Here is a 22,913-nt window from a genome sequence, read left to right on the forward strand (position 1 = left end):
CAGGTTGCCTACGTGTTACTCACCCGTCCGCCGCTAGCCCCCGAAGGGACTCGCTCGACTTGCATGTATTAGGCACGCCGCCAGCGTTCGTCCTGAGCCAGGATCAAACTCTCCAATAAAGTTTGTTTCTGGTTCAAAGCTGGCAAATCATTAATGATAGACTCATCAACGCTTTCGCTGTTCAGTTTTCAAAGAGCATTTTCGATTGCGTCCACTCAGCGGAGCGGAGCTTCATCTTATCATGTCCACCTATCAAAGTCAAGAGCTTTTTTAGGTGACATTTACTTTTGTTCACTCGCCTTAAATCTAGCAATCGCGAGCGGACTTTTAATATATCATGTTCACTTCGTAATTTCAAGAGCTTTTTTGAAAACTCATTGAAATTATTTAGTGGTGCGGTCGGCGAGACTCGAACTCGCACGGGTCGCCCCGCCACCCCCTCAAGATGGTGTGTCTGCCAATTCCACCACGACCGCATGTAAAAACGTCTCAGGAGAGGTTCGAACTCCCGACCGTCCGCTTAGAAGGCGGATGCTCTATCCAGCTGAGCTACTGAGACATATATCGTTAGTTAAAATAAAAATGGGGCGATCGATGGGACTTGAACCCACGAGTGCCGGAGCCACAATCCGGTGCGTTAACCCCTTCGCCACGACCGCCATGAATAGTAACTATACACTTTTGGCAGGGGCAGTAGGAATCGAACCCACACCAAAGGTTTTGGAGACCTTCGTTCTACCGTTAAACTATGCCCCTATGGTAGCGGTGGAGGGGATCGAACCCCCGACCTTTCGGGTATGAACCGAACGCTCTAGCCATCTGAGCTACGCCGCCACGAACATCAGGTAGGAATGAGAATGGCGGAGGGAGAGGGATTCGAACCCCCGTGGGCTTGCACCCTAACGGTTTTCAAGACCGCCCCGTTATGACCACTTCGGTATCCCTCCGCAAAAAATGGAGCGGGTGATGGGAATCGAACCCACGCGACCAGCTTGGAAGGCTGGAGTTCTACCATTGAACTACACCCGCAAAATATGGTGCCGGTGAAGGGACTTGAACCCCCACGGTTTCCCTCACGATTTTGAGTCGCGCGCGTCTGCCATTCCGCCACACCGGCATATCAAATTGGAAAAACTGGTCGGGAAGACAGGATTCGAACCTGCGACCCCTTGGTCCCAAGCCAAGTACTCTACCAAGCTGAGCTACTTCCCGACTATATAAAGAAAAGCGTGCCCTGAGAGATTCGAACTCCCGACCTTTTGATTCGTAGTCAAACGCTCTATCCGGCTGAGCTAAGGGCACATGATAATGGAGCGGACGACGGGTCTCGCTTCTTTCTGGCGCTGCTGCGTCAAAACGCTGCCTGCAAAGCCAGATCGGAAGTGCCCGTGACACTCTTCCTTGATGTTCTTCCAGGGTAAACCCGGAACGGGTGAGAGACCCGAGAACATTGATGGAGCGGACGACGGGTCTCGAACCCGCGACCTTCGCCTTGGCAAGGCGACGCTCTACCAATTGAGCTACGTCCGCATTTTCATCCATCATAGGATGGGTTGGTGCGGTCGAGAGGACTTGAACCTCCACGGTGTTGCCACCACTAGAACCTGAATCTAGCGCGTCTGCCAATTCCGCCACGACCGCATATCTACTTGTCAAAAATACTGGTGAGCCATGAAGGACTCGAACCTTCGACCCTCTGATTAAAAGTCAGATGCTCTACCAACTGAGCTAATGGCTCTCATTATGGCTGGGGTACTAGGATTTGAACCTAGGAATGACGGAGTCAAAGTCCGTTGCCTTACCGCTTGGCTATACCCCAATAGCCATGAAGTAAAGATGGTGGGGAGAGACGGATTCGAACCGCCGAACCCGGAGGGAGCAGATTTACAGTCTGCCGTGTTTAGCCACTTCACTATCTCCCCAGCTTGTCCTTCGTAAGCACGGATTGCTCTTTGCTCGAAAGGATGAAAATGGTGCCGGCAATAGGACTTGAACCCACAACCCCCTGATTACAAGTCAGGTGCTCTACCAATTGAGCTATACCGGCATGTTCAGTTTATTTCATGGTGGCTCGGGACGGAATCGAACCGCCGACACGAGGATTTTCAGTCCTCTGCTCTACCGACTGAGCTACCGAGCCTCGTGTATGTGAGTCCACCATTACTTTTTGAATAATGGCGGAGCTGACGGGACTCGAACCCGCGACCTCCGGTGTGACAGACCGGCGTGAACTCCAACTTCACCACAGCTCCATGTTTTTGTCATTCGTGAAAATGGTGGAGGCTGACGGGATCGAACCGCCGACCCTCTGCTTGTAAGGCAGATGCTCTCCCAGCTGAGCTAAGCCTCCAAAGTACCCCACAAAGTGAAGAGATTGCGTTGTAGCAACACCGAGTACTTTGCGGGGACCCCAACAACTAGTTGGGTGTATAAGTGACCCGTAGGGGATTCGAACCCCTGTATGACAGCGTGAAAGGCTGCTGTGTTAAACCGCTTCACCAACGGGCCATGTTCGTAATCATTTCTGGTGCTCCCGACAGGAATCGAACCTGCGACCTCTTCCTTACCATGGAAACGCTCTACCGACTGAGCTACAGGAGCGTGATATGGCTCCTCGGGACGGACTCGAACCGCCGACCGATCGGTTAACAGCCGATTGCTCTACCAACTGAGCTACCGAGGAACATTAGGACATCCAGGCCAATTGCCTATAGGAGTATATTGGTGGAGCTGAACGGGATCGAACCGATGACCTCCTGCTTGCAAGGCAGGCGCTCTCCCAACTGAGCTACAGCCCCATTTTCCAAAAATGGAGAAGCGATGTCGCATCCGGCGCTATCGCCTTGTATAAGTGGTGGGCCTAGGCTGACTCGAACAGCCGACCTCACGCTTATCAGGCGTGCGCTCTAACCAACTGAGCTATAGGCCCGTATCACTTCCTGGATCTTTAATCTAGCATACATTTTAATTCATTGCAATAGAATTTTTGATTTTTTTATCGTGCGACAGTGAATTTTTTTGCAAGAAGGCAGACTCAGCTATCCAAAGCTCAGCAAAATAATAGCTTCGTTCAGCGCAAACCGCCTGTTGAAGCCATTTTCATACCGCCTGGATCGCTGAGCCTTCTTGCCATATACCGAATCTATTTCAAAGCTTAAATGTCCAAATCCCTTACAGATGCCGCGTGTTGCTCGATAAACTCCCTGCGCGGCTCTACTTCGTCGCCCATGAGCGTCTCAAACACCATGTCTGCTTCCATGGCGTCTTCCAGGTTCACTTGCAGGAGCGTGCGCATGGCAGGGTCCATTGTCGTCTCCCACAATTGGTCAGCATTCATCTCGCCCAACCCTTTGTAGCGCTGGACGCTTGGCTTCGGTGTAGCCTTGAGGGTCGCGAGTATTTCATCGCGCTGCTTGTCGTTATACGCGTAATGCAGCGTCTTGCCTTGCTTGATGCTGTAGAGCGGCGGCTGCGCGATATAAATGTACCCCGCTTCGATGAGCTGACGCATGTAACGGTAGAAGAACGTCAGCAGCAGCGTGCGAATATGCGAGCCGTCCACGTCCGCGTCCGTCATAATCACAACTTTGTGGTAGCGCGCTTTTGTAATGTCAAAATCTTCGCCTACCCCGGTGCCGAGCGCAGTAATAATCATGCGAATCTCGTTGTTGCCGAGAATTTTGTCCAAGCGCGCTTTCTCTACGTTCAGCACTTTTCCACGCAAAGGAAGAATGGCCTGGAAATGGCGATCGCGGCCGGACTTCGCAGAACCGCCCGCGGAGTCCCCCTCAACGATGAACAGTTCGGATTCCGAAGCGTCCTTCGAAGAGCAGTCCGCCAATTTACCCGGCAAAGCGCTGACTTCGAGCGCACTTTTACGGCGAGTCATTTCACGGGCTTTCCGCGCTGCTTCACGAGCACGGGAAGCCATCAGGGCTTTCTCCACCACTTTTTTCGCTACGCCCGGATTTTCCTCCATAAAGGTGCTGAAGCGATCGCCAAAGACAGATTCGGTAATGCTGCGCGCTTCCGAATTGCCGAGCTTGGTTTTCGTCTGCCCTTCAAACTGCGGCTCCTGAATCTTCACGGAAATGATCGCCGTAATCCCTTCGCGCACGTCATCGCCGGAGAGGTTCGGATCTTTTTCCTTCAGGAGATTGAATTTGCGGCTGTAGTCGTTAATGACACGGGTAAGAGCTGTCTTGAAGCCTGTTTCGTGCGTTCCGCCCTCATGCGTGTTGATGTTGTTGGCGAACGAGTAGATGTTGCTCACATAGCTGTCGTTGTACTGCAGAGCAACCTCAACGAAAAGGCCGTCTTTTTCGCCCTCGCAGTAAATGACCTCTTCGTGCAACGGTTCCCGGTTTTTATTCAAGTATTCCACGAACTGTACGATACCGCCCTCATAGTGGAACGATTCTTCCCGCTCCTGGTCCGGGCGCGTATCCTTCAGCGTAATGCGCAGCCCTTTGTTCAGGAAGGCGAGCTCGCGAATACGTTTTTGCAAAACGTCGTATTCAAAAACAGTCGTTTCCGTAAAAATCGTCGGATCTGGCTTGAAGGTGACTTTTGTTCCCGTCTCCTCTGTCTCGCCAATGACGGCAAGATCAGCATCAGGCGTTCCGACTGTAAAGCGCATATAGTGAATTTTGTTGTTTTGCTTTACTTCTACTTCCATCCATTCAGATAGCGCGTTCACTACCGAGCTACCTACCCCGTGCAGACCGCCGGAGACTTTGTATCCGCCACCGCCGAATTTTCCGCCGGCGTGCAGGACAGTCAAAACCGTCTCAACGGTTGATTTCCCGGTTTTTTCATGGATGCCGGTCGGGATTCCCCGGCCGTTATCAGTTACAGATACGGAGTTGTCCGGATGAATGACCACCAAGATGTTGTCGCAATAACCGGCAAGCGCCTCGTCGATAGCATTGTCGACAATCTCCCATACCAGGTGATGCAAACCGCGGCTGCTGGTCGAGCCGATATACATGCCGGGACGTTTCCGAACAGCTTCCAGACCTTCCAGAACCTGAATCTGACTCGCATCATAGTTTGTATCGTTCGTCGTCACTTGATCCACTACTCTGTCAACTCCTCCACTTCAGCTTGTACAAAGGGAAACTGATCCAAGCTGTCCACGAACTGAGCGCGTCGCTTTAGCGTCAGAGAAGAAATAGGTGAACAGTAAATGGCGTCCTGGGTGATTACATAAGATTTTGTTTCTTCCACGCTGTGATCGACAATCGTTTTCCGCTTTTCCTCCAGGAAAGCCTTGTTGACCTTCGAGGATTTCACGGTTTGATGGTCGAGGATGGAAATAACTTCCTTAGTGCTCACCACAGTATCTCCACCAATGTGAATAAACATCCCTGACCCCTACCTTTCTCCCGAGATTGTCCCTTCCTTCACGTAAAACCGAGAGGCTTGCTGGAGAACCTGATGCTTTAAGCCTTCCACACCTGTCGTGCTTACAAACGTCTGAACCCGATCCTGAATGGTTTCGAGCAGCAGGGTTTGCCGATGTTCATCCAACTCTGACAAGACATCATCCAACAAAAGAACGGGGTATTCCCCGACTTCTTCTTTAATCAGCTCAATTTCGGCCAATTTGATGGACAGGGCGCTCGTGCGCTGCTGCCCTTGCGAACCGTACGTCTGGACATCCATGTTGTTCACTTTGAGTGAAAAATCATCGCGGTGCGGTCCGATCAGCGTGCTTCCGCGCATAATTTCCCGGTCGCGAACCTCTTCATAGGCAGCCAGCATTTTTTCAACCGCTTGCTCTGCCGACATTTCATCCGTAACGGGCGATGAGTTCACGTAATGCAAAGAAAGCATTTCCCTGCCGCTGGTAATGCCGGTGTGGATCTCCTGCGCCCACACCTCCAGCTTGCGCAGAAACTCAAATCGCTTCCTCAACAATTTTACCGCTAAATCGGCCAGTTGGGTATTCCAAATTGCCAGCATTTCCAGCGAATGGCTTTTTTTCATCGCCAAGTCCTTCAGCAGTTGGTTCCGCTGAGCCAGCACCTTGTTGTAGTTGCTCAAATAATACAGATAGGTGGGCGAAACTTGGCCAATTTCCATGTCAATGAAACGCCTACGCTGGGCAGGCGCTCCTTTTACAATGGACAGGTCCTCCGGCGCAAACATGACTACGTTCAAAGCTCCCACGTAGGCGCTCAGCTTTTGCTGCTCCATTCCGTTGATTTTGGCCCGCTTTCCCTTGGTTGTCAACTGCAGCTCCAAACGAACAGAACCGTAGCGACGAAGAACATCGCTACGGATCGTGGCGTAATCGGCATCCCACGCAATCAGCTCCTTGTCTCGGGGCGTGCGGTGGGATTTGGCCAGAGCCAGAACGTATATCGACTCGAGTGCATTAGTTTTCCCTTGGGCGTTGTTCCCGATGAACAACTGGATCGGTCCGTCAAAATCCAAGGACAAGGATTGGTAGTTGCGATAGTTGGTTAGCGACAGGTTCTTGAGAAACAAGAATCACGCTCTCCTCTCAGCGGCGTACCACTTGAAAGCGGCCATGGCCTTCAATCGCCACTTCATCGCCAGGATATAGCTTGCGGCCGCGCCGGTTGTCCAACTCGCCATTGATCTTGATCGGCACTTCTGCCAAAAACGCTTTAGCCATGCCGCCTGTGTCAATGACGTCAGCCAGCTTCAAAAATTGGCCGAGCGCAATGTATTCGGTGTTGATGGAAACCTCACGCATGGTTTGGCTCCTTTCTTTTACGAAAAAGAACTTTTTTACGAAAAAGACCTAGTAAGTACGGACTGGCAGGATCAAATGCAGCATCCAGTCGTGGTCTGTCGGACGAATCACGAACGGACTCATCGGGCCGGTAAAGCTGGCTTTGATCTCGGCGCTGTCGATCGCACGCAAGGCGTCAATCATGTACTTCGCGTTGAAGGAAATCTTCAGCTCTTCACCGTTCGTGGCTTTTGGCGTCAAAATGTCCGTAACTTTACCGATTTCCGGTGCGTTGGAAGTGATCTCCACGCTGCCGTCCGGCAATGTAACCAGCTTGACCACGTTCGATTTGCCTTCGCGGCTGAGCAAGGAAGCGCGCTCAATTGATTGCAAAAATTCCTTGGTGCTGACGGTAATCTCGGTTTTGCTGCCTTGCGGGATGATTCTGGTCGTGTCCGGGTAAGTTCCTTCCAGCAGACGGGAATAGAACAAAATGTGCTTGGACTTCACCAAAATCTGATTGTCGGCTACGACGATGTCAGCCGGGTTTTGGTCGTCATCGAGAATTTTCACCAGTTCGTTGCAGCTTTTTCCTGGCACGACTACGTTGTGGAAGGACAAGTCTTCCGGGCATTCTACCATCGCAGTACGGCTGGCCAGACGGTGACTGTCAGTAGCGACAAAGCGCAGCTTGCCTTGTTCCAGGGACCACATGAGTCCAGTCAAGATCGGACGCATTTCGGAAGTAGAGACGCCAAAAACGGTTTGCCGGATCATGGCTTTCAGCAAGTCACAGGGAACGCTGAAAACTTTGTCTTCTTCCAGATGCGGCAGTTGAGGATACTCGCTGGCATCCATTCCGTTAATGGTGAATTCGGCTTGTCCCGAACGGATTTGCGTAACGAGACGGTCGTCTACCTGAATGTGAATCTCGTTGCTTGGCAGCTTGCGCACGATTTCGCTGAAAATGCGCGCTGTCAAAACAATGCTCCCATGCTGATGGATCGTTACTCCCCATTCTCCCGCTTCTTCCAAAGGAATCTGCACCTCGATGGATACATCCGAATCGCTTGCAGTCAGAGTAAGTCCCTCATCATCCGTCTTTATCTTAATCCCAGTCAAAATCGGAATGGTGGTTCTGCTGGAAACCGCTTTGCTGACATGTGACACGGCGTTAGACAGCTTGTCTCGCTGAACGGTAATATGCATCAACGTGATCCTCCCTCTATCTGCGCCATTTTTTAAGTGGCTATGCATAATGGCTGCGTCTTTATCATATCTTATTAGGATAAATCTTTTTAAACAGAAGTAGTAATAGGGCCTGTGGATTTGTGGATATGTGGATTGATAACGTAAAAGATAGCCTATACACATGTGGGTAAGTTGTGTATAGGCTTTTTGCGTTATGCACAGGTTTAATGGTTTGCTTTTAACTTTTCAATGAGCGACTGAATCGTAGTCTGCATCTGCGGGTCGCTTGCCAGCGCCCGAGAGATTTTTTCGTGTGCGTGAATGACGGTCGTATGGTCGCGTCCGCCAAATTCGTCCCCGATTTTCGGCAAAGAGGCATCTGTCAGCTCGCGAGACAAATACATGGCAATTTGCCGCGGAAAAGCGACGGTTTTGGTTCGCTTTTTCGCCTTGAAGTCTTCCAGCTTGAGGCTAAAGGCTTCTCCGACTGCGCGCTGGATGTCCATGATCGTAATGACGCGAGGGCGAGAAGACGGAATGATGTCTTTCAGCGCTTCAGCGGCCAACTGCGTATCAATGTCGCGATTAATCAGCGAAGAGTAAGCCACGACGCGGATCAGGGCGCCTTCCAGCTCGCGGATGTTGCTGTCGATCTGGTTCGCGATGTACGCCATTACCTCATTCGGGATGTCGAGATTCTCAGCTTTTGCCTTTTTGCGCAAAATGGCAATCCGCGTTTCCAAATCTGGCGGCTGAATGTCGGTAATGAGTCCCCATTCAAAGCGGGAGCGCAGACGATCCTCCAGAGTCGGAATCTCCTTGGGAGGCCGGTCAGAGGAGATAATGATCTGCTTGCTTTCTTCGTGCAGGGCATTAAACGTATGGAAAAACTCTTCCTGCGTCGATTCCTTGCCTGCCAAAAACTGAATATCATCAATTAAAAGAACGTCTACACTCCGGTACTTATTGCGGAATTCAACGGCCTTGTTGTCGCGAATAGAGTTGATGAATTCATTGGTGAACTTCTCTGACGACAAATAGACCACTTTCGCCGATGGATTGTGTTGAATGACATAATGGCCAATTGCGTGCATCAAGTGGGTTTTGCCAAGTCCGACTCCTCCGTAAATGAAGAGAGGATTGTAAGCTTTAGCAGGAGCTTCAGCGACCGCAAGCGAAGCGGCGTGAGCGAATCGGTTCCCGGCACCGATGACGAAGGTGTCAAAGGTGTACTTGGGATTTAAAATGCTGGGTGGCTGGTCATCCGCTGCTGAGGGCGGAGCGCTCATTTTCACCCGCGGGGCTGGTTGTTCTTCGGCAAATGCGGCGTCCTGATTTTGCAGGGCGACGAATTTTACCTTCATATTGATACCTGTCACTTCATATAGTGTATCGGTAATCAGTTGAGCGTACCTGGTTTCAAGCCAATCCCTCGCAAAGTCGTTGGGCGCGACGACGATCAGTGCATCCTCTTCCAAGGTTGTTGCTCTCGTCGCTTTGAGCCAGGTATCAAAACTTGGTTTGCTTAGCGATTTTTCTATCTTGGCGAGAACTTTGCGCCATAGTTCGCTAATCGCTGCATCCAACCAGAATCCCTCCTTTTGGGCCGTCCGAAAAATAAAATCACCGATAAGAAACAAACGATAGCAATTGCAAAAAACCTCATATGTGTGACCCAATTGTCAACACGGTCGTTTACAGCGACTGTGGATAAAAAAAGTCGAAAAATAGGGATTCCGCTCGTAGAAGAGAAAAAAAGCAGACGGTTATCCGCATCCCTGTGAGTAACGACATACACATAGGAAGGAATCTGTCCACAAACTTATCCACACCCTGTGGAAAAACCGATTAGCCTATCGGAGTTATTCACGCTTCAAAACAAAAACATAATAACAGATATAAGGCATGGCATCAATGGTTTTTTCATACTTATCCACAAACACAACCACTGGTACCAGGCACATATTCACATATCTATATTTTGTGTACAAGCTGTAGATAAACTTGTCGAAATCTGCTTTTGTGGATAAGATGATATCCACAGATCCGGGAAATAGTTTTATGGGGATATTTGCCTTGGTAACGAAATTCCACTGTCGCTTGACTTTTTTACTATATGTCCTTATAATGCAAAAGAATGTCTGTGCGAGACGGAGGTGTAATACGAAATGAAACCATCTTTTAATCCTAACAATCGCAAGCGCAAAAAGGATCATGGATTCCGTAAGCGCATGAGCACAAAAAACGGCCGTAAAATTTTGGCTGCTCGTCGTCAAAAAGGTAGAAAAGTTCTTTCCGCGTAAGGCCACATTTCCAGTGGCCTTTTTGTTTGCGCAATGATGTCGGAAAATTCTTTTTAAGGTGTGAAGAGGAAGTCTAACCGCGATGTGGAACCTTTCTTGGGGGAGAATCATTACCTAGCTATGGAAAGGCTCTTGCAGCATAGCAAAGAGCGGGAGGAACCGATGAAGCCTTATAAGGATGAAACCGACTTTTTTATTGAGTTGGGCCGTGACTTTGTCGAGCAGCTATCGCTTTCGGGGATGGTATGCGCCTATGCGGGCGGTTCGGTCGGGAGGGGGGAAGCAGACGCCTTCAGCGATCTCGACCTGAATGTGTTCATGGAGGGAGCCTCTGAACATCGAAGTGAAAACCGCCAGTTTCGCGGGCAACTGATTCAGCTTCACGTGCATTCAGTGCCGACGATAGAGGACGTGCGTGCCAACCCGTGGGCGTGGCGGTATTTGCAGGAGGCCCGGCTGATTGCCGATCCCACGGCTCGTTTTACGGGCTGGTTTGTGCAGATGCAAGATTACCTCGAATCGGAAGAGGCTCGGCAAAAGATGATTGGCCAGGTGAAGGCGGCGATTGCGGCGTATGAGCGGAGCGGAGATGAGGCGCTTGCAGAAGGACGCTTTTATTCAGTTGCCCTGCTTGAGTGGGCCGGCTGGTTGGAAGCTTTGCAACTGATCGCTTGCGTTTCGCATGGAAAGCTCAGCGATCGTGCGCTGTATCAGTTGCTGCGGGAGCTGGGCGAATGGACAGCGCTTGAGCAGTGTTTTGCGGAGACGTATCAGACAAAAGAGGCGCTCATGGATGGGCTGGCGGTGCTTGCGGCCTATCGTGCCCATTTGAAAACGCGCCGCGGTCAGGAGACGTTTTCGCTGGGAGCAGAGAATGACGTTCTATTGAAGCGAAAGATCGACAGGCTGCTGCGACAAGGCCAGTACGTAGAGGCGGGCTTTCTGCTGTTTTCCGAGGCCGTGTGGCTGTATTCCAGCACGGACGAGGGCAACTGGTGGGAGGAGCATTGGGGAGAGCTGCCGCCCGAGTTGGGCGAGGCGCTTTTGGAACTTGGTTTTTTCCAGATGGATGAGCTGGGAGTCTCTGAGCTGCGCAGGGCAAAGGCCGAGCTGATCGCAAAAATAGACTAATTTTCCCTGATTTTCCCTGGTGTTTTTTGATTTTCGCACAAAGTGCGCAGACTTTGGGGAAAAAAGTGGACGAAACAAGGATATACTGGTAGATGCTGTTTACGTTTTCTACTATAATTGTGATGTTAGGGGTTGTTTACCTTGCATCGTTCACACCGGCTCAAAAAAAATGAGCACTTTCAAGCAGTGTTTCAACGAGGAACTTCGGCTGCCAACAAGCAATTTGTCCTGTATTCAGCCAAACAAGAGGGACAGGCTGCTTTTCGCGCCGGAATTTCTGTCAGCAAAAAAATTGGTAACGCTGTTATCCGCAACAGAGTCAAACGGCTGATTCGCGAAGCGGTAGCGCGGCTGGAGTCAGACATTCCACTCGGCCTCGATCTTGTCATCATCGCCCGTCCGGGAGTGGAAGCCATGTCGCTTGAAGCCATTGAGCAATCTCTGTTGCACGTGATGAAGCGCGCCAAAGTAATCAAACGGGCACCCGTACATAATGGAAAAAGAGGGTGAAACGATGATTGCGAAAGTCATGGTTTGGTTGATCCGCGGATACCAGTTGTTTATTTCTCCGCTGAAACCTCCTACATGCAGATTCGCGCCCACCTGCTCGCACTACGCTATCGAATCGGTTCGCCGGTTTGGGGCGTGGCGTGGAGGCTGGCTGGCTCTTCGTCGCATCCTGAAATGTCATCCGTTCCACCCGGGCGGGTTTGATCCAGTTCCGGATCAACGCAAATAAGCATACCTCATTGAAGCGGGGAAAAGGAGGATCACCCTTGAGTAGACGTACCCTCAGCATGCTAATGCTGACTATGCTGGTTCTTGTGCTGTCAGGCTGTAACCCGGCGACTGCTGAGCCTATCGGCCCTGACGCAACCGGCTTCTGGGACAAGTATCTCGTATATCCCTTGTCCTGGTTGATTAAAGAAAGCGCTTTGGTGCTTGGAGACAACTACGGTTTCGGTATCCTGGTAGCGACAGTCATCATCCGTTTGATTGTGCTGCCATTGATGGTCAAGCAAATCAAGAGCTCCAAGAAAATGCAAGAGCTTCAACCGGAGATGCAAAAAATTCGTGAGAAGTATAAAAACGATCCGCAAAAAGCGCAACAGGAAACAATGGCTGTCTTCCAGAAAAACGGCGTCAATCCACTCGCTGGTTGCTTGCCGATGCTGGTGCAAATGCCTATCCTGATCGCCTTTTACCATGCCATCATCCGGACGGAGGAAATCAAGACGCAAACGTTCCTCTGGCTGACTTTGGGTGAAAAAGACCCGTACTACATCTTGCCGATCATCGCTGCGATTACGACGTACCTGCAGTCGAAAATGATGGGACAAGCGACACAGGGCAACCCGCAAATGCAAATGATGCTGGTCATGATGCCGCTGATGATTTTGGCCATCGCCGTCACATTGCCATCTGCGCTGTCTCTGTACTGGGTTTACGGCAACCTGTTTACCATCGTACAAACGTACTTCCTGTATCGTGATAAAGGCAATAAGCTTACTCCCAAGGAGGGAACCTCCAAGTGAAAAAGGTGGTAGCTACGGCAAAAACGATAGACGATGCTGTGCAAAAAGCTTTGCTGGAATTGGGTGTACCGCGTGAAAAGGCGAGTATCCGCGTTCTGGAGGAGCCGAGCAGGGGCCTTTTTGGACTGATTGGGGCCAAGGACGCCAAAGTGGAAGTGGAATTTCATTTTGACCCGATTGCACAGGGACGTGACTTTCTTCAAGATGTTTTGTCTAACATGAAGGTGAACGCCAAAGTGGAGACTCGTACTAATGAAGAGGGCATCCTGTTTGATATCCAGGGCAGCAACCTGGGAATTATCATTGGCCGCAGAGGGCAAACTCTGGATTCCTTACAGTATCTCGTAAACGTCGTAGCGAACCGTCATGCGGACAAACATGTACGCATCACCTTGGATGCGGAAAATTACAGGATGCGCCGCAAGGAAACATTGGAGCAGCTCGCTGACCGTGTCGCGAAAAAGGCTCTGTCGACCAGGCGGGACGTGCGGCTGGAGCCGATGTCAGCCGCGGAGCGCAAAGTAATTCACGCCTTCCTGCAAAAAAGAGCGGATGTCGTCACCTTCAGCGAAGGAGACGAGCCAAACCGATATATCGTCATTGCACCGAAAGAAGCCTCTCGTTAGGCTTCTTTTTTTGGCTTCGCTCGAAATAGACGGAGAACGGTTCGCCAGTTGGAGCGGGCGCGAGAGCGAGGAAAATCGACAAATTGCGACGTGCGCGCTTGCAGCGTGGCCGCCAAAAACAGTTGTCCACTGTGGATAAGCGCGGGAAGGGTTGAGCTTTTCGCAAAAAGATCATACTGTGGATAACGAGAACGGACAGCAACCTTGGACGGCGGGGTTGCTTTTTCTGGTTGGGGAAGGAGAGCGTGCAAAATTTGCACTTTCATTTGGAATTTTTCAGGGCGATCTGTTAAGCTAGTAAGTTAGTGGCTGACTTGTCTGATTGGAAAGCTTGAGGTGAAGGTCATGAAATTCGATACAATAGCAGCGGTTGCGACACCGATGGGCGAAGGCGGCATCGCCGTCATTCGGGTAAGCGGTGCGGAAGCGATCGACGTTGTGGATAAGATATATAAAGGAAAACAGCGGTTGTCCACAGTGGATAGCCATACGATCCACTACGGTCACCTGTACGATCCAGAAACGGGTGAACGGGTGGAAGAGGTGCTTGTGTCTGTGATGAAGGCTCCGCGTACGTTCACGCGAGAGGATGTAGTGGAGGTAAACTGCCACGGAGGAATCGTGTCCGTTGAAAAGGTGTTGGAGCTGATTCTGGATAACGGCGCCAGACTGGCGGAGCCGGGCGAATTTACGAAGCGTGCGTTTTTAAACGGACGCGTCGATTTGTCTCAGGCTGAGGCCGTGATTGATTTGATCCGGGCGAAAACAGACAGAGCGATGAAGGTGGCTTTGAACCAGGTAGAGGGCAAGCTGTCGCGGCTCATTCGACAGTTGCGCCAAAATTTGATTGAAGCCATGGCGCATATAGAAGTAACGCTGGACTATCCCGAGCATGACGTCGAGGAGTTTACGCAAAACTTCCTGCGCGGAAAATGCCAGGAGGTAAAAGGCGAGATTCAGCGGCTTTTGCAGACAGCCAAGCAAGGGAAAATATTGCGCGAAGGCTTGTCTACGGCGATTATCGGGCGGCCGAATGTAGGAAAGTCCTCTCTTCTGAACAGTCTCGTTCAGGAGGAAAAAGCAATCGTCACCGATGTGGCCGGAACGACTCGTGACGTGATTGAAGAGTACGTCAACGTGCGCGGGGTTCCTCTGCGTCTCATTGATACGGCAGGGATTCGCGATACGGAAGATATCGTGGAGAAAATCGGGGTGGAAAAATCGCGTCAGCTTTTGCAAAAGGCTGATCTTGTTCTGCTCGTCGTCAATTACAATGAGCCGCTCACGGCTGACGACTATGCGATTTTTGAAGCGGCAAAAGGCTTTCAGGTCATCGTGATCGTAAACAAGTTCGACTTGCCGCAAAAAGTGGACCTGGAAGAGATCAAGCGTCACTTCCCGCAGCAGCCGCTCATCATGACCTCCGCGCGTGAAGAGAAGGGCATCGACTTGCTGGAGCAGGCGATCGGGGACATTTTCTTCAGTGGACGCGTGCAGCAGGATGATTTGACCTATGTGAGCAATGCCCGTCATATTCAACTGCTTCGCCAGGCTGAAAAAGCGATTGACGAGGCGCTGGCCGGAATTGATGATTTGATGCCTGTCGACATGATCCAGATCGACATCAAAAAGTCGTGGGAGCTGCTCGGCGAAGTGATTGGGGAGAGTGTCGGCGAAGATTTGATCGACCAGATTTTCTCTCAGTTTTGTCTGGGCAAGTAATCGAAGCGAAATGGACGCAGCATAGAAGTATTTGCAGGACACATCGTCCTGTTTAAAAGGAAGTCGTGTGCGAGAGAGTCACTCACGAGTAAGGGGGAAAACAAAAATGAACGTTGTACCTGCGTATGAAGCGGGCTCGTTTGACGTCATCGTAATCGGGGCAGGTCATGCCGGCTGTGAAGCGGCTTTGGCGGCGGCGCGCATGGGCTGCAGCACGTTGCTTTTGACGATCAACCTGGACGCTGTTGCGTACATGCCGTGCAACCCGTCGGTAGGTGGACCGGCAAAAGGCCACGTCGTGCGGGAGCTGGATGCCCTCGGCGGCGAAATGGGACGCAATACCGATAAAACGCACATTCAAATGCGCATGCTCAATACGGGAAAAGGTCCTGCTGTACATGCTTTGCGCGCGCAGGCGGACAAATTCGCCTATCAGCATGAAATGAAAAAAACGATTGAGAATACGCCAAATTTGATCCTCCGTCAAGCGATGGTAGAGGAGCTGCTCGTCGAGGACGGTGTCTGTGTAGGGGTTATCACCCAGACAGGGGCGCGGTACAAGGCAAAATCGGTTGTTTTGACGACCGGAACGTATTTGCGCGGAAAAATCATTCTCGGCGATTTGCAGTACGAGAGCGGCCCGAACAACATGCGTCCGTCGATTCGCCTGGCCCATCATCTGAAAGAACTCGGCTTTGAAATGACGCGCTTCAAGACAGGTACGCCTCCGCGCGTGCACAAAAACAGCGTCGATTTTTCCAAAATGGAGATTCAGCCTGGAGACTCGGTGCCACGCGCCTTTTCGTATGAAACAACGGAGTTTATCATGGACCAGTTGCCTTGCTGGCTGACATATACCAATGAGGAGACGCACGGGCTCATCAATTCGAACCTGCACCGCGCTCCGATGTACTCGGGCATGATCGAAGGGACCGGACCGCGTTACTGCCCGTCTATTGAGGACAAAGTCGTGCGCTTTAACGACAAGCCGCGCCATCAAATCTTCCTGGAGCCGGAAGGGCGGAATACGGAAGAAATGTACGTGCAGGGCTTGTCCACAAGCTTGCCGGAAGACGTGCAGTTGTCGATGCTGCGTTCGATGGCGGGGATGGAAGAAGTCAAAATGATGCGCCCAGGCTATGCGATCGAGTACGATTCGATTGTGCCGACGCAACTGTGGCCGTCTTTGGAAACAAAAAAATTGCCTGGCCTGTTTACGGCCGGTCAAATCAACGGAACTTCGGGGTATGAAGAGGCAGCGGGTCAAGGGCTGATGGCGGGCATCAACGCAGCGCGCCGGGTTCAGGGCAAACCGCCAGTCATTTTGGGCCGGGAAGAGGCGTACATTGGCGTTTTGATCGACGACCTGGTGACAAAAGGGACACATGAGCCTTATCGTCTGCTTACTTCCCGCGCCGAGTATCGTCTGCTTTTGCGTCATGACAATGCCGACCTGCGTCTGACCGACATCGGCTACGAAATCGGCTTGATTAGCGAAGAACGCTACAAGCGTTTTACCGAAAAACGCCGCTTGATCGAGCAGGAAAAGGAGCGCGTGGAAAATACGCGCGTGCGTCCCGACATGGAGCATGTACAGGAAGTGTTGCGTGCAGCGGGATCGCCAGAACTGACAGAAGTGATTGAGCTGGCGCAATTGCTGCGCCGCCCGGAGCTGACTTATAGCCATATCGAAGCGATGGTTCCCGCGCCGCAAGCGTTGCCGGAGGAAGTGAAAGAGCAGGTAGAAATCCAGATTAAATACGACGGCTACATTAAAAAGTCTTTGCAGCAGGTCGAACGGATGAAAAAGATGGAGGAACGCCGCATTCCGGCAGACATCGACTACCATCAGATTTCCGGCTTGTCCAAAGAGTCCCGGGAAAACATGTCCAAAATCCGCCCTTTGAACATCGGGCAAGCGGCGCGCATCGCAGGGGTAACTCCTGCAGACATTTCCGTTTTGATGGTGTATCTGGAGTATAAACGCGCAGGTGCAGCGGAGTAAGGAGATCAGCCAAATGACCAAAGAACAGTTTGCCGAGGCTCTCGCAGCGCAAGGCATTTCGTTAACGGATCGTCAGAAGGAGCAGTTTGACCAATTTTTCCGTCTGCTTGTGGAATGGAACGAGAAAATGAATCTGACGGGCATTACCGAAGAGGGGCAAGTGTACATCAAGCACTTTTACGATTCGATCACGCCTGCCTTTTACTTCCCTTTTGACCAGGTAAAGTCGGTCGTAGATATTGGCGGCGGTGCCGGCTTCCCGAGCATCCCGCTGAAAATTTGCTTTCCGCATCTGAAAATGACGATTATTGATTCGCTGAACAAGCGCATGAGCTTTTTGCAGCATGTGGCGAGCGAATTGGGGCTGGCAGACGTTCATCCCGTCCATGGACGGGCAGAGGATCGCGGACAAGAGGCCGGCTATCGCGAGCAGTTCGATCTCGTAGTTGCCCGCGCTGTGGCACGGCTGAACTTGCTGGCTGAATTTTGTCTGCCATTTGCCCAGCCGAAGGGCCATTTTATCGCTCTCAAAGGGGCAGATATTACGACTGAGCTGAACGAAGCGAAAAAGGCGATCAAAACGTTGGGCGGCAAAACGCGAAAGGTGGAGACGTTCCAACTGCTGGAGGGCGCAGGGGAGCGCAACATCGTCATCATTGAAAAAATAGAGGCGACGCCGAAAAACTATCCGCGCAAGGCGGGGGTTCCGGCTAAGAAGCCGTTGGTATAGTAAGAGGATTGGAGAAGATCGCAGAGCGGGGCTGCGGTCTTTTTTTGTTTTGGGAAGTGGAGAGAGAGTTAGGGGAAGATGAGCGGGGATAAGGTGGTTTTTATTGTTTTAGGGGGCTAAGGGAGTTAAAGGGTTTTTGGTAGAGTTTTTTTGCTATCGGTCGTTATTGGTGGGATTGGAACGGAGGGGGTGGGCATGTGTTGTAAGTGGGGAGGTGTTTTTGGGCGAGGCGGGCGTGGTCTTGGGGAGTTAGAGTGGCTAGCGGCCTGGGGAACAGGCTGAAAAGCGGTCTGAAAAGCAGCCTGAAAACTTTTGGGGCTTTTTTGCTTAGGTCAAAGTTCTTTTTCTTATATGGCCATGGTGCGCGAGGAACGATTAGCGCGAGGTTAAAGGGGATATGTGTGTGTGTAGAGAGGAAAATTGGAGTGTAGGTGGTTGTGGGGTGGGCGAGCAGGCAGACAGGCAGACAGACAGGCAGACAGGCAGACAGGCAGACGCAGACAGACAGGCAGACAGGCAGGCAGGCAGGTGGACAGCCAGCCAGACACCAGCCAGACATTCGGACCCATAAGCTGTTTTGGCTTGGTTGGCGAAGTTTTCTTTTCTCACGGCAGAACGTTTGGAACGAAGCGACTTACTCTCGTGAGCAGAGGCGAGTTCGGGTGGAGGTAGTCGTGGCCTGCGCGAGCGGACAGTCGACCTCCAAAGCTTCTTCGGTCCTTTATGAGAAGTCCTTTTACCCGCGACCAACCAACATTCGAGTCCTTACACGCCAAAATGAATCTACCGCTTAGGCGCATGCAGCTCTCTCAGGGCGCATATACATACGAGTAACAGTGACGATAACGATTACCGTTCTGAGAGGATGATAGATATGGAAGAAGCGTGGACTTCCCTTTTTCCACCGGAGCTTCCGACTATTTTGTTGCGGCTGTTCTTTGCCTTTTTGGCGGGAGCCATCATGGGGTGGGAGCGGGAGCGTTTTATTAAAGACGTGAGCAGGCAACGAGGAGCTGGCTTTCGGACTTACAGCCTCGTTTGTTTCGGATCTTGTCTGTTTGGACTGGCCTCCATTTACGGCTTTCAATCCAGCGGGGTGAACAACGATCCCGGCAGGGTAGCTGCACAGGTGGTTACGGGCATGGGTTTTTTGGGGGCGGGGGCGATCATCAAATTCAACGGCTCAGTGAAAGGCTTGACGACTGCGGCCGGGATGTGGGTGGCGTCGGCGATCGGACTGATGTTTAGTGCGGGCATGTACATAACGGCGATTGTAGCTGCATTTTTTGCCTACCTGACTCTGGACTTCCATCGGTTGTTTCCCAAGCTCTTTTCTGTCACCAAGATTTCACATCCTACCGATGAGAGCATAGGTGGGGAAGAGCGGGGAAAACACAGTGGCAAAGCCAATTTCTATGACCACGATCACGATTGATGTTTCACGTGAAACGTTTTTCCCAAGCAGGAATTGGGCGAAGCTTGCAGAATTACTAATATAAAAGAAAACTAAGTCATTTACAGAGAAAATGGCAATAGGTCAAAGGGGATTTTTCAAAACGATCGGATAGGCAATACGAGTCTGGCAGGAAGTGCATCGTGTAGTGCTTGGGAACCTTGTTCGCGGGTGTTGACCGCAATTCTCCAATGAAAATGGGGGAATGCAAGGAAGGGGGCATTTCTGCGTTAAGTGGCTAACGATCTGAAAGGCGAGGGGGACGGAAACTAGCTCTGAAGAACTAGCCTCGTTTCACAGTGGACACCGGACAGCAGCATCCACTTAACGGTATAGGGAGACTCTATCAGTCCCATGCAACTCTGAGCGGCTGCTGGCAGCATAGCGGAGGGTTTTTAGCGAAAAAATGCCTGAAGCGGGCGCTGATGCACTTCGTCATGCCTGACAAAATGGCAAGGCGCGCGGACTAGCGAATGTGTATATGTTTTAACAGTCAATTCCAGCCGATATTTACACCAGAAAGACAAATAGCTTTTTGCCGAGATTCTGCCATGTGAATGGACAGGACCTTTTTTTCACGTGGAGGGATGTTTTTCGTTTTCACCACGCAAAAATTTGTACAGGATTGCCTGTTTAAGCAAAACGGTTGATTACAGACAGCTTTTGGCGTCGCAGGATTACTTTTTGCAGGTGATGATGCAAAGGCAGCGCAGCTAGTCGCGTCGACATGGCGGCGAGGCTTGGAATGACTGATGAAGAAGCCCGTGCCGGTTGGCATTCAGTTCTTCGGCAGATGCTTAGAGAGCTGGAGTCTCGAAAGCTTTACGCACAGAGCAGCAGTGGTTTTACATTAGCGCGATGGAACGGGTAGAAGTGGGGGATTTTTCTATGGCAGTGAAGGATTCATTTTCTCGGATTTTTGGATTGACAGACAAGACAGATAATGAAGAAATCAGGCAGCTTCCAGTCGAAGAGATTGTGCCAAATCCATATCAGCCTCGAACGGTTTTTGATGACGAGAAAATCGACGAGCTGTGTCAAACGATTCGCACTCATGGGCTGATTCAACCGATCGTTGTCCGGGTGAGAGACGGCCGCTACGAGTTGATTGCCGGAGAACGGCGTTTGCGCGCAACAAAAAAGTTAGGCATGGAGAAAATTCCTGCGATCATCAAAGATTTCAACGATGCACAAACAGCTTCGATTGCCTTGATTGAAAATCTTCAGCGCGAAGGACTGACGGCGATTGAAGAGGCTGTTGCCTATCAGAAGCTGATCGATTTGCACGATTTGACGCAGGAGAGTCTGGCGCAGCGTCTGGGAAAAGGGCAGTCGACCATCGCCAACAAGCTGCGACTTTTGCATTTGCCGCAGGAGGTGCAAGATGCGCTGTTGACTCGCCAGGTGACAGAGCGCCATGCGCGAGCATTGATTCCACTCAAGGACGCGGAACTGCAAGTAAAAGTGCTGGCAGAAATCCTGGAGCGAGAGTGGAATGTCAAGCAGACAGAGGTGCGCGTCAAGCAGCTTCTGGAAGCGGCGGAAAATCCAAAGGCGGAAAAAGAGTCAAAACCGCGCTGGAAAGCATTCTCCAGAGATGCCCGCATCGCGATCAATACAGTGCGCCAGTCGATTGACATGGTCATGCAGACGGGCTTGCCAGTAGAGACGAACGAGGAAGACCATGATGAATTTTATCAATTCACCATTCGAATTCCGAAAAATAACAAGTAGGAAGCAAGTGTACATGAAGTATGGTAGGCGAAGGGCTTAGCTGCCTTCTCTTCTATGAGAAGGGCTGTTTTTGCAAGAAGGGCGTAGTCGATTTCGGGTAGTGGCTTTTGGGCGAGATGGGCTTCGTCATGAGTTGTGGGCATGGTGAATCGTGTCCTAGCGAAAGCCTACGAGTTGAACACGTATTGAGAATCGCGGCCTTGCAAAAAGTCTGCGATTTGAAGGCGGTTTTGATCGTTGCCTTGCGCAAAGCTTGTGAGTTGAAGTTGCGTTGTGAATGGTGGACTTGGGAAACAGCTTGCGAGTTGAATAGCGTCAAAAATCGTAGACTTGGGAAAAGCTCGCCAGTTGAAGTGATATTCCGAATCGTGCCCTTGCGCTAAGCCTGCGATTTAAGGGCGAAGCGTTGCAAAAGTTGTCGAGTTAAAAGGGCGGCGAGAATGAAGGCTGTGAGAAAAGATTGTGGGTTGAAGTGCCGTCGTGAATGGTGATCTTACGAATAGATTTCGAATAGAAGCGGCGCTGTGAACCGTGGCTTGCCAAATGGTTACGAGCTGAAATGGCGTGTGAATCATAGCATTGCCAAAAGCTGACGAGCTAAAATGGCGTGCGAATCATGGCATTGCCAAAAGCTTGCGAGAAATGGCGTTGTGAATCGTGTCCTCGCGAAAGCCTACGAGTTGAAATGCCGTTGTAAATCTGGCATTGCCAAAAGCCTACGAGCGATAGTACCGTTGAAAACGATGTCCTTACAAAAACCTAACGAGTTGAAGTGACGCTGCGGATCATGCTTTTGCAAAAGCTTACGAACTAAAGTGCCGTCGTGCCCGCCCGCGTGACCTCGCGAAATCCATGCGAGTTGAAATCAAATCGTGTCCCGTACCCTTTAGAAAGCCAACAGTCCGAAAAAACGCCAAGAATCGCAACATAAGAGCATGAACGGCAACACCTGCCCCACTATACCTCTGTCTCTATAATAATAGATAATAGAGAACAGAAAGCCACTCCCATAAAAAAAGAACATATCAAAACATAAAACGAAAAAACGGCAAGGGCGTGGCGACAGGGTCGCCTTTCTTTTTGGGCAAATCCGAATGAGAAAAGTAATAGATCGGAGCAGCGAGCACTTACGACTGTGCCCGACTACCTGCACGACCGATTCTTTTTGGGAGTTTGCATGCGCGGCCTTGACCGTTTTTTCCAAGCTTTGCTTGCGCAAGAAGCATCTTTTTCTGGCAAAAAGGGGACAATCGGAACTGTTCGGACAAAATTAAGGACAAATTGTCTCAATATCAAAAAAACAGCGTACGGGCAAGCAATAAATCTGGTAACATGGGTAGTACCAAGCTTTTTTTACGTTTTGGGGTAGTCGTTGTTTCGCGATGAGGTTTCGTTTTGTGTATAACAGGCAAGCTAGCGCAGCTTTTTGCTTCAGAAGGGGAAGTTTGGAACGGATGGAAGCCTGAAAAAGCTGTCCGAAAGCTTCTTCCTGGTTGGAAACAACAACCGCCATCCCGCAAAAAGCTTTTCCATAACGCTACCTGATACACACATTTCAGAGGCAACGTCACAGGCCCCACATTGAAAAGTTCTTAGATAGTTAAAGAATCTGCCCGGGTCCAGCCGGATCAGGCAGAGCATAGGCAGTTGAAGATAACCGATCACGAGTCTTTTGGCACAAACCAGATATTCTTGAAGGCGTTCCGGAAAGCTGGCGATTGTATCTTGCTAGGCAAAATCACAAGCTTTCCTACACGAGAAAAATGAGGTGGAGAAG

General features: G+C 50.9%; 18 protein-coding genes, 24 tRNA genes and 1 rRNA gene. 12 read left to right on the forward strand and 31 right to left on the reverse strand.

The genetic code is table 11. The features are described from left to right. From AC27IT_RS23725 to dnaA, 31 genes are all read right to left on the reverse strand, one after another. Positions 1–119, reverse strand: a 16S ribosomal RNA gene (locus AC27IT_RS23725); the annotation flags it as partial. Positions 120–391: 272 nt separating this feature from the next. Further along, positions 392–476, reverse strand: a tRNA-Leu gene (locus AC27IT_RS23730). A gap of 9 nt (positions 477–485) precedes the next feature. Continuing rightward, positions 486–559 (reverse strand) — tRNA-Arg (locus AC27IT_RS23735). 24 nt (positions 560–583) lie between these two features. Further along, positions 584–659, reverse strand: a tRNA-His gene (locus tag AC27IT_RS23740). Positions 660–682: 23 nt separating this feature from the next. Continuing rightward, a tRNA-Trp gene (locus AC27IT_RS23745) sits at positions 683–756 on the reverse strand. A 1-nt stretch (position 757) separates the two neighbouring features. After that, positions 758–834 (reverse strand) — tRNA-Met (locus AC27IT_RS23750). A 24-nt stretch (positions 835–858) separates the two neighbouring features. Beyond that, a tRNA-Ser gene (locus AC27IT_RS23755) sits at positions 859–947 on the reverse strand. An 8-nt stretch (positions 948–955) separates the two neighbouring features. Continuing rightward, positions 956–1,029 (reverse strand) — tRNA-Gly (locus tag AC27IT_RS23760). Positions 1,030–1,035: 6 nt separating this feature from the next. Next, a tRNA-Leu gene (locus AC27IT_RS23765) sits at positions 1,036–1,117 on the reverse strand. An 18-nt stretch (positions 1,118–1,135) separates the two neighbouring features. Further along, positions 1,136–1,212: transfer RNA gene (locus tag AC27IT_RS23770), tRNA-Pro, on the reverse strand. A gap of 16 nt (positions 1,213–1,228) precedes the next feature. Continuing rightward, positions 1,229–1,302, reverse strand: a tRNA-Arg gene (locus AC27IT_RS23775). 152 nt (positions 1,303–1,454) lie between these two features. Further along, a tRNA-Gly gene (locus AC27IT_RS23780) sits at positions 1,455–1,530 on the reverse strand. Between the two features lie 24 nt (positions 1,531–1,554). Beyond that, positions 1,555–1,641: transfer RNA gene (locus AC27IT_RS23785), tRNA-Leu, on the reverse strand. Between the two features lie 21 nt (positions 1,642–1,662). Beyond that, a tRNA-Lys gene (locus AC27IT_RS23790) sits at positions 1,663–1,738 on the reverse strand. Between the two features lie 6 nt (positions 1,739–1,744). Further along, positions 1,745–1,819, reverse strand: a tRNA-Gln gene (locus AC27IT_RS23795). An 18-nt stretch (positions 1,820–1,837) separates the two neighbouring features. Next, positions 1,838–1,922 (reverse strand) — tRNA-Tyr (locus AC27IT_RS23800). A 49-nt stretch (positions 1,923–1,971) separates the two neighbouring features. Then, a tRNA-Thr gene (locus AC27IT_RS23805) sits at positions 1,972–2,047 on the reverse strand. A gap of 17 nt (positions 2,048–2,064) precedes the next feature. Beyond that, positions 2,065–2,140: transfer RNA gene (locus tag AC27IT_RS23810), tRNA-Phe, on the reverse strand. Between the two features lie 35 nt (positions 2,141–2,175). Beyond that, positions 2,176–2,252 (reverse strand) — tRNA-Asp (locus AC27IT_RS23815). A 22-nt stretch (positions 2,253–2,274) separates the two neighbouring features. After that, positions 2,275–2,350 (reverse strand) — tRNA-Val (locus tag AC27IT_RS23820). Between the two features lie 84 nt (positions 2,351–2,434). Continuing rightward, positions 2,435–2,508: transfer RNA gene (locus tag AC27IT_RS23825), tRNA-Glu, on the reverse strand. A gap of 17 nt (positions 2,509–2,525) precedes the next feature. Next, a tRNA-Thr gene (locus AC27IT_RS23830) sits at positions 2,526–2,601 on the reverse strand. Between the two features lie 6 nt (positions 2,602–2,607). Further along, positions 2,608–2,683 (reverse strand) — tRNA-Asn (locus AC27IT_RS23835). A 39-nt stretch (positions 2,684–2,722) separates the two neighbouring features. Beyond that, positions 2,723–2,798: transfer RNA gene (locus tag AC27IT_RS23840), tRNA-Ala, on the reverse strand. A gap of 54 nt (positions 2,799–2,852) precedes the next feature. Continuing rightward, a tRNA-Ile gene (locus AC27IT_RS23845) sits at positions 2,853–2,929 on the reverse strand. 225 nt (positions 2,930–3,154) lie between these two features. Further along, a complete protein-coding gene (gyrB, locus tag AC27IT_RS23850) occupies positions 3,155–5,071 on the reverse strand; it encodes a DNA topoisomerase (ATP-hydrolyzing) subunit B (protein WP_369750389.1) in 1,917 nt (638 codons plus the stop codon). 8 nt (positions 5,072–5,079) lie between these two features. Further along, positions 5,080–5,367: an extracellular matrix regulator RemB gene (gene remB / locus AC27IT_RS23855; RefSeq protein WP_005828313.1), complete on the reverse strand. Its 288-nt coding sequence runs from the start codon at positions 5,365–5,367 to the stop codon at positions 5,080–5,082. 9 nt (positions 5,368–5,376) lie between these two features. Further along, on the reverse strand, positions 5,377–6,495 hold the full coding sequence (gene recF, locus AC27IT_RS23860) for a DNA replication/repair protein RecF (protein WP_327944118.1): 1,119 nt from the start codon (positions 6,493–6,495) through the stop codon (positions 5,377–5,379). 16 nt (positions 6,496–6,511) lie between these two features. Further along, the gene (yaaA, locus tag AC27IT_RS23865; RefSeq protein ID WP_005828317.1) at positions 6,512–6,727 is read right to left on the reverse strand and encodes a S4 domain-containing protein YaaA; all 216 of its coding nucleotides are present in this window, start codon (positions 6,725–6,727) and stop codon (positions 6,512–6,514) included. Positions 6,728–6,775: 48 nt separating this feature from the next. After that, a complete protein-coding gene (gene dnaN / locus AC27IT_RS23870; RefSeq protein WP_005828319.1) occupies positions 6,776–7,915 on the reverse strand; it encodes a DNA polymerase III subunit beta in 1,140 nt (379 codons plus the stop codon). 206 nt (positions 7,916–8,121) lie between these two features. Then, positions 8,122–9,483, reverse strand: coding sequence for a chromosomal replication initiator protein DnaA (gene dnaA, locus AC27IT_RS23875; protein WP_005828320.1), 1,362 nt, complete (start codon positions 9,481–9,483; stop codon positions 8,122–8,124). Positions 9,484–10,065: 582 nt separating this feature from the next. Here dnaA and rpmH point away from each other — a divergent pair. The 12 genes from rpmH to noc all read left to right on the forward strand — a co-directional run bounded on the left by rpmH (position 10,066) and on the right by noc (position 21,136). Then, positions 10,066–10,200, forward strand: coding sequence for a 50S ribosomal protein L34 (gene rpmH, locus AC27IT_RS23880; RefSeq protein WP_005828322.1), 135 nt, complete (start codon positions 10,066–10,068; stop codon positions 10,198–10,200). 162 nt (positions 10,201–10,362) lie between these two features. Beyond that, entirely contained in the window at positions 10,363–11,331 is a 969-nt protein-coding gene (locus AC27IT_RS23885; RefSeq protein ID WP_327944119.1) for a nucleotidyltransferase domain-containing protein, read from the forward strand. A 141-nt stretch (positions 11,332–11,472) separates the two neighbouring features. Beyond that, positions 11,473–11,841 (forward strand): ribonuclease P protein component, encoded by a 369-nt coding sequence (rnpA, locus tag AC27IT_RS23890; RefSeq protein ID WP_005828326.1) that lies wholly within the window; start codon positions 11,473–11,475, stop codon positions 11,839–11,841. Positions 11,842–11,845: 4 nt separating this feature from the next. Further along, a complete protein-coding gene (yidD, locus tag AC27IT_RS23895; RefSeq protein ID WP_005828328.1) occupies positions 11,846–12,070 on the forward strand; it encodes a membrane protein insertion efficiency factor YidD in 225 nt (74 codons plus the stop codon). Between the two features lie 37 nt (positions 12,071–12,107). Continuing rightward, on the forward strand, positions 12,108–12,866 hold the full coding sequence (gene yidC / locus AC27IT_RS23900) for a membrane protein insertase YidC (RefSeq protein WP_007779807.1): 759 nt from the start codon (positions 12,108–12,110) through the stop codon (positions 12,864–12,866). Continuing rightward, positions 12,863–13,492 (forward strand): RNA-binding cell elongation regulator Jag/EloR, encoded by a 630-nt coding sequence (jag, locus tag AC27IT_RS23905; protein ID WP_327944120.1) that lies wholly within the window; start codon positions 12,863–12,865, stop codon positions 13,490–13,492. The genes yidC and jag overlap by 4 nt, the downstream gene beginning before the upstream one ends. Positions 13,493–13,837: 345 nt before the next feature. Then, a complete protein-coding gene (mnmE, locus tag AC27IT_RS23910; RefSeq protein WP_005828334.1) occupies positions 13,838–15,214 on the forward strand; it encodes a tRNA uridine-5-carboxymethylaminomethyl(34) synthesis GTPase MnmE in 1,377 nt (458 codons plus the stop codon). A 106-nt stretch (positions 15,215–15,320) separates the two neighbouring features. Continuing rightward, positions 15,321–17,219, forward strand: coding sequence for a tRNA uridine-5-carboxymethylaminomethyl(34) synthesis enzyme MnmG (mnmG, locus tag AC27IT_RS23915; RefSeq protein WP_005828336.1), 1,899 nt, complete (start codon positions 15,321–15,323; stop codon positions 17,217–17,219). Positions 17,220–17,232: 13 nt separating this feature from the next. Beyond that, entirely contained in the window at positions 17,233–17,949 is a 717-nt protein-coding gene (gene rsmG, locus AC27IT_RS23920) for a 16S rRNA (guanine(527)-N(7))-methyltransferase RsmG (RefSeq protein ID WP_026557681.1), read from the forward strand. Between the two features lie 442 nt (positions 17,950–18,391). Beyond that, positions 18,392–18,520, forward strand: coding sequence for a hypothetical protein (locus AC27IT_RS23925; RefSeq protein WP_327944121.1), 129 nt, complete (start codon positions 18,392–18,394; stop codon positions 18,518–18,520). A gap of 303 nt (positions 18,521–18,823) precedes the next feature. Next, positions 18,824–19,384, forward strand: a complete 561-nt coding sequence (locus tag AC27IT_RS23930) for an MgtC/SapB family protein (RefSeq protein WP_327944122.1) — start codon at positions 18,824–18,826, stop codon at positions 19,382–19,384. A gap of 906 nt (positions 19,385–20,290) precedes the next feature. Continuing rightward, positions 20,291–21,136: a nucleoid occlusion protein gene (gene noc / locus AC27IT_RS23935; RefSeq protein ID WP_007779796.1), complete on the forward strand. Its 846-nt coding sequence runs from the start codon at positions 20,291–20,293 to the stop codon at positions 21,134–21,136. The last annotated feature ends 1,777 nt before the right edge of the window (positions 21,137–22,913 follow it).

This window comes from Brevibacillus sp. YAE8 (assembly GCF_057543335.1).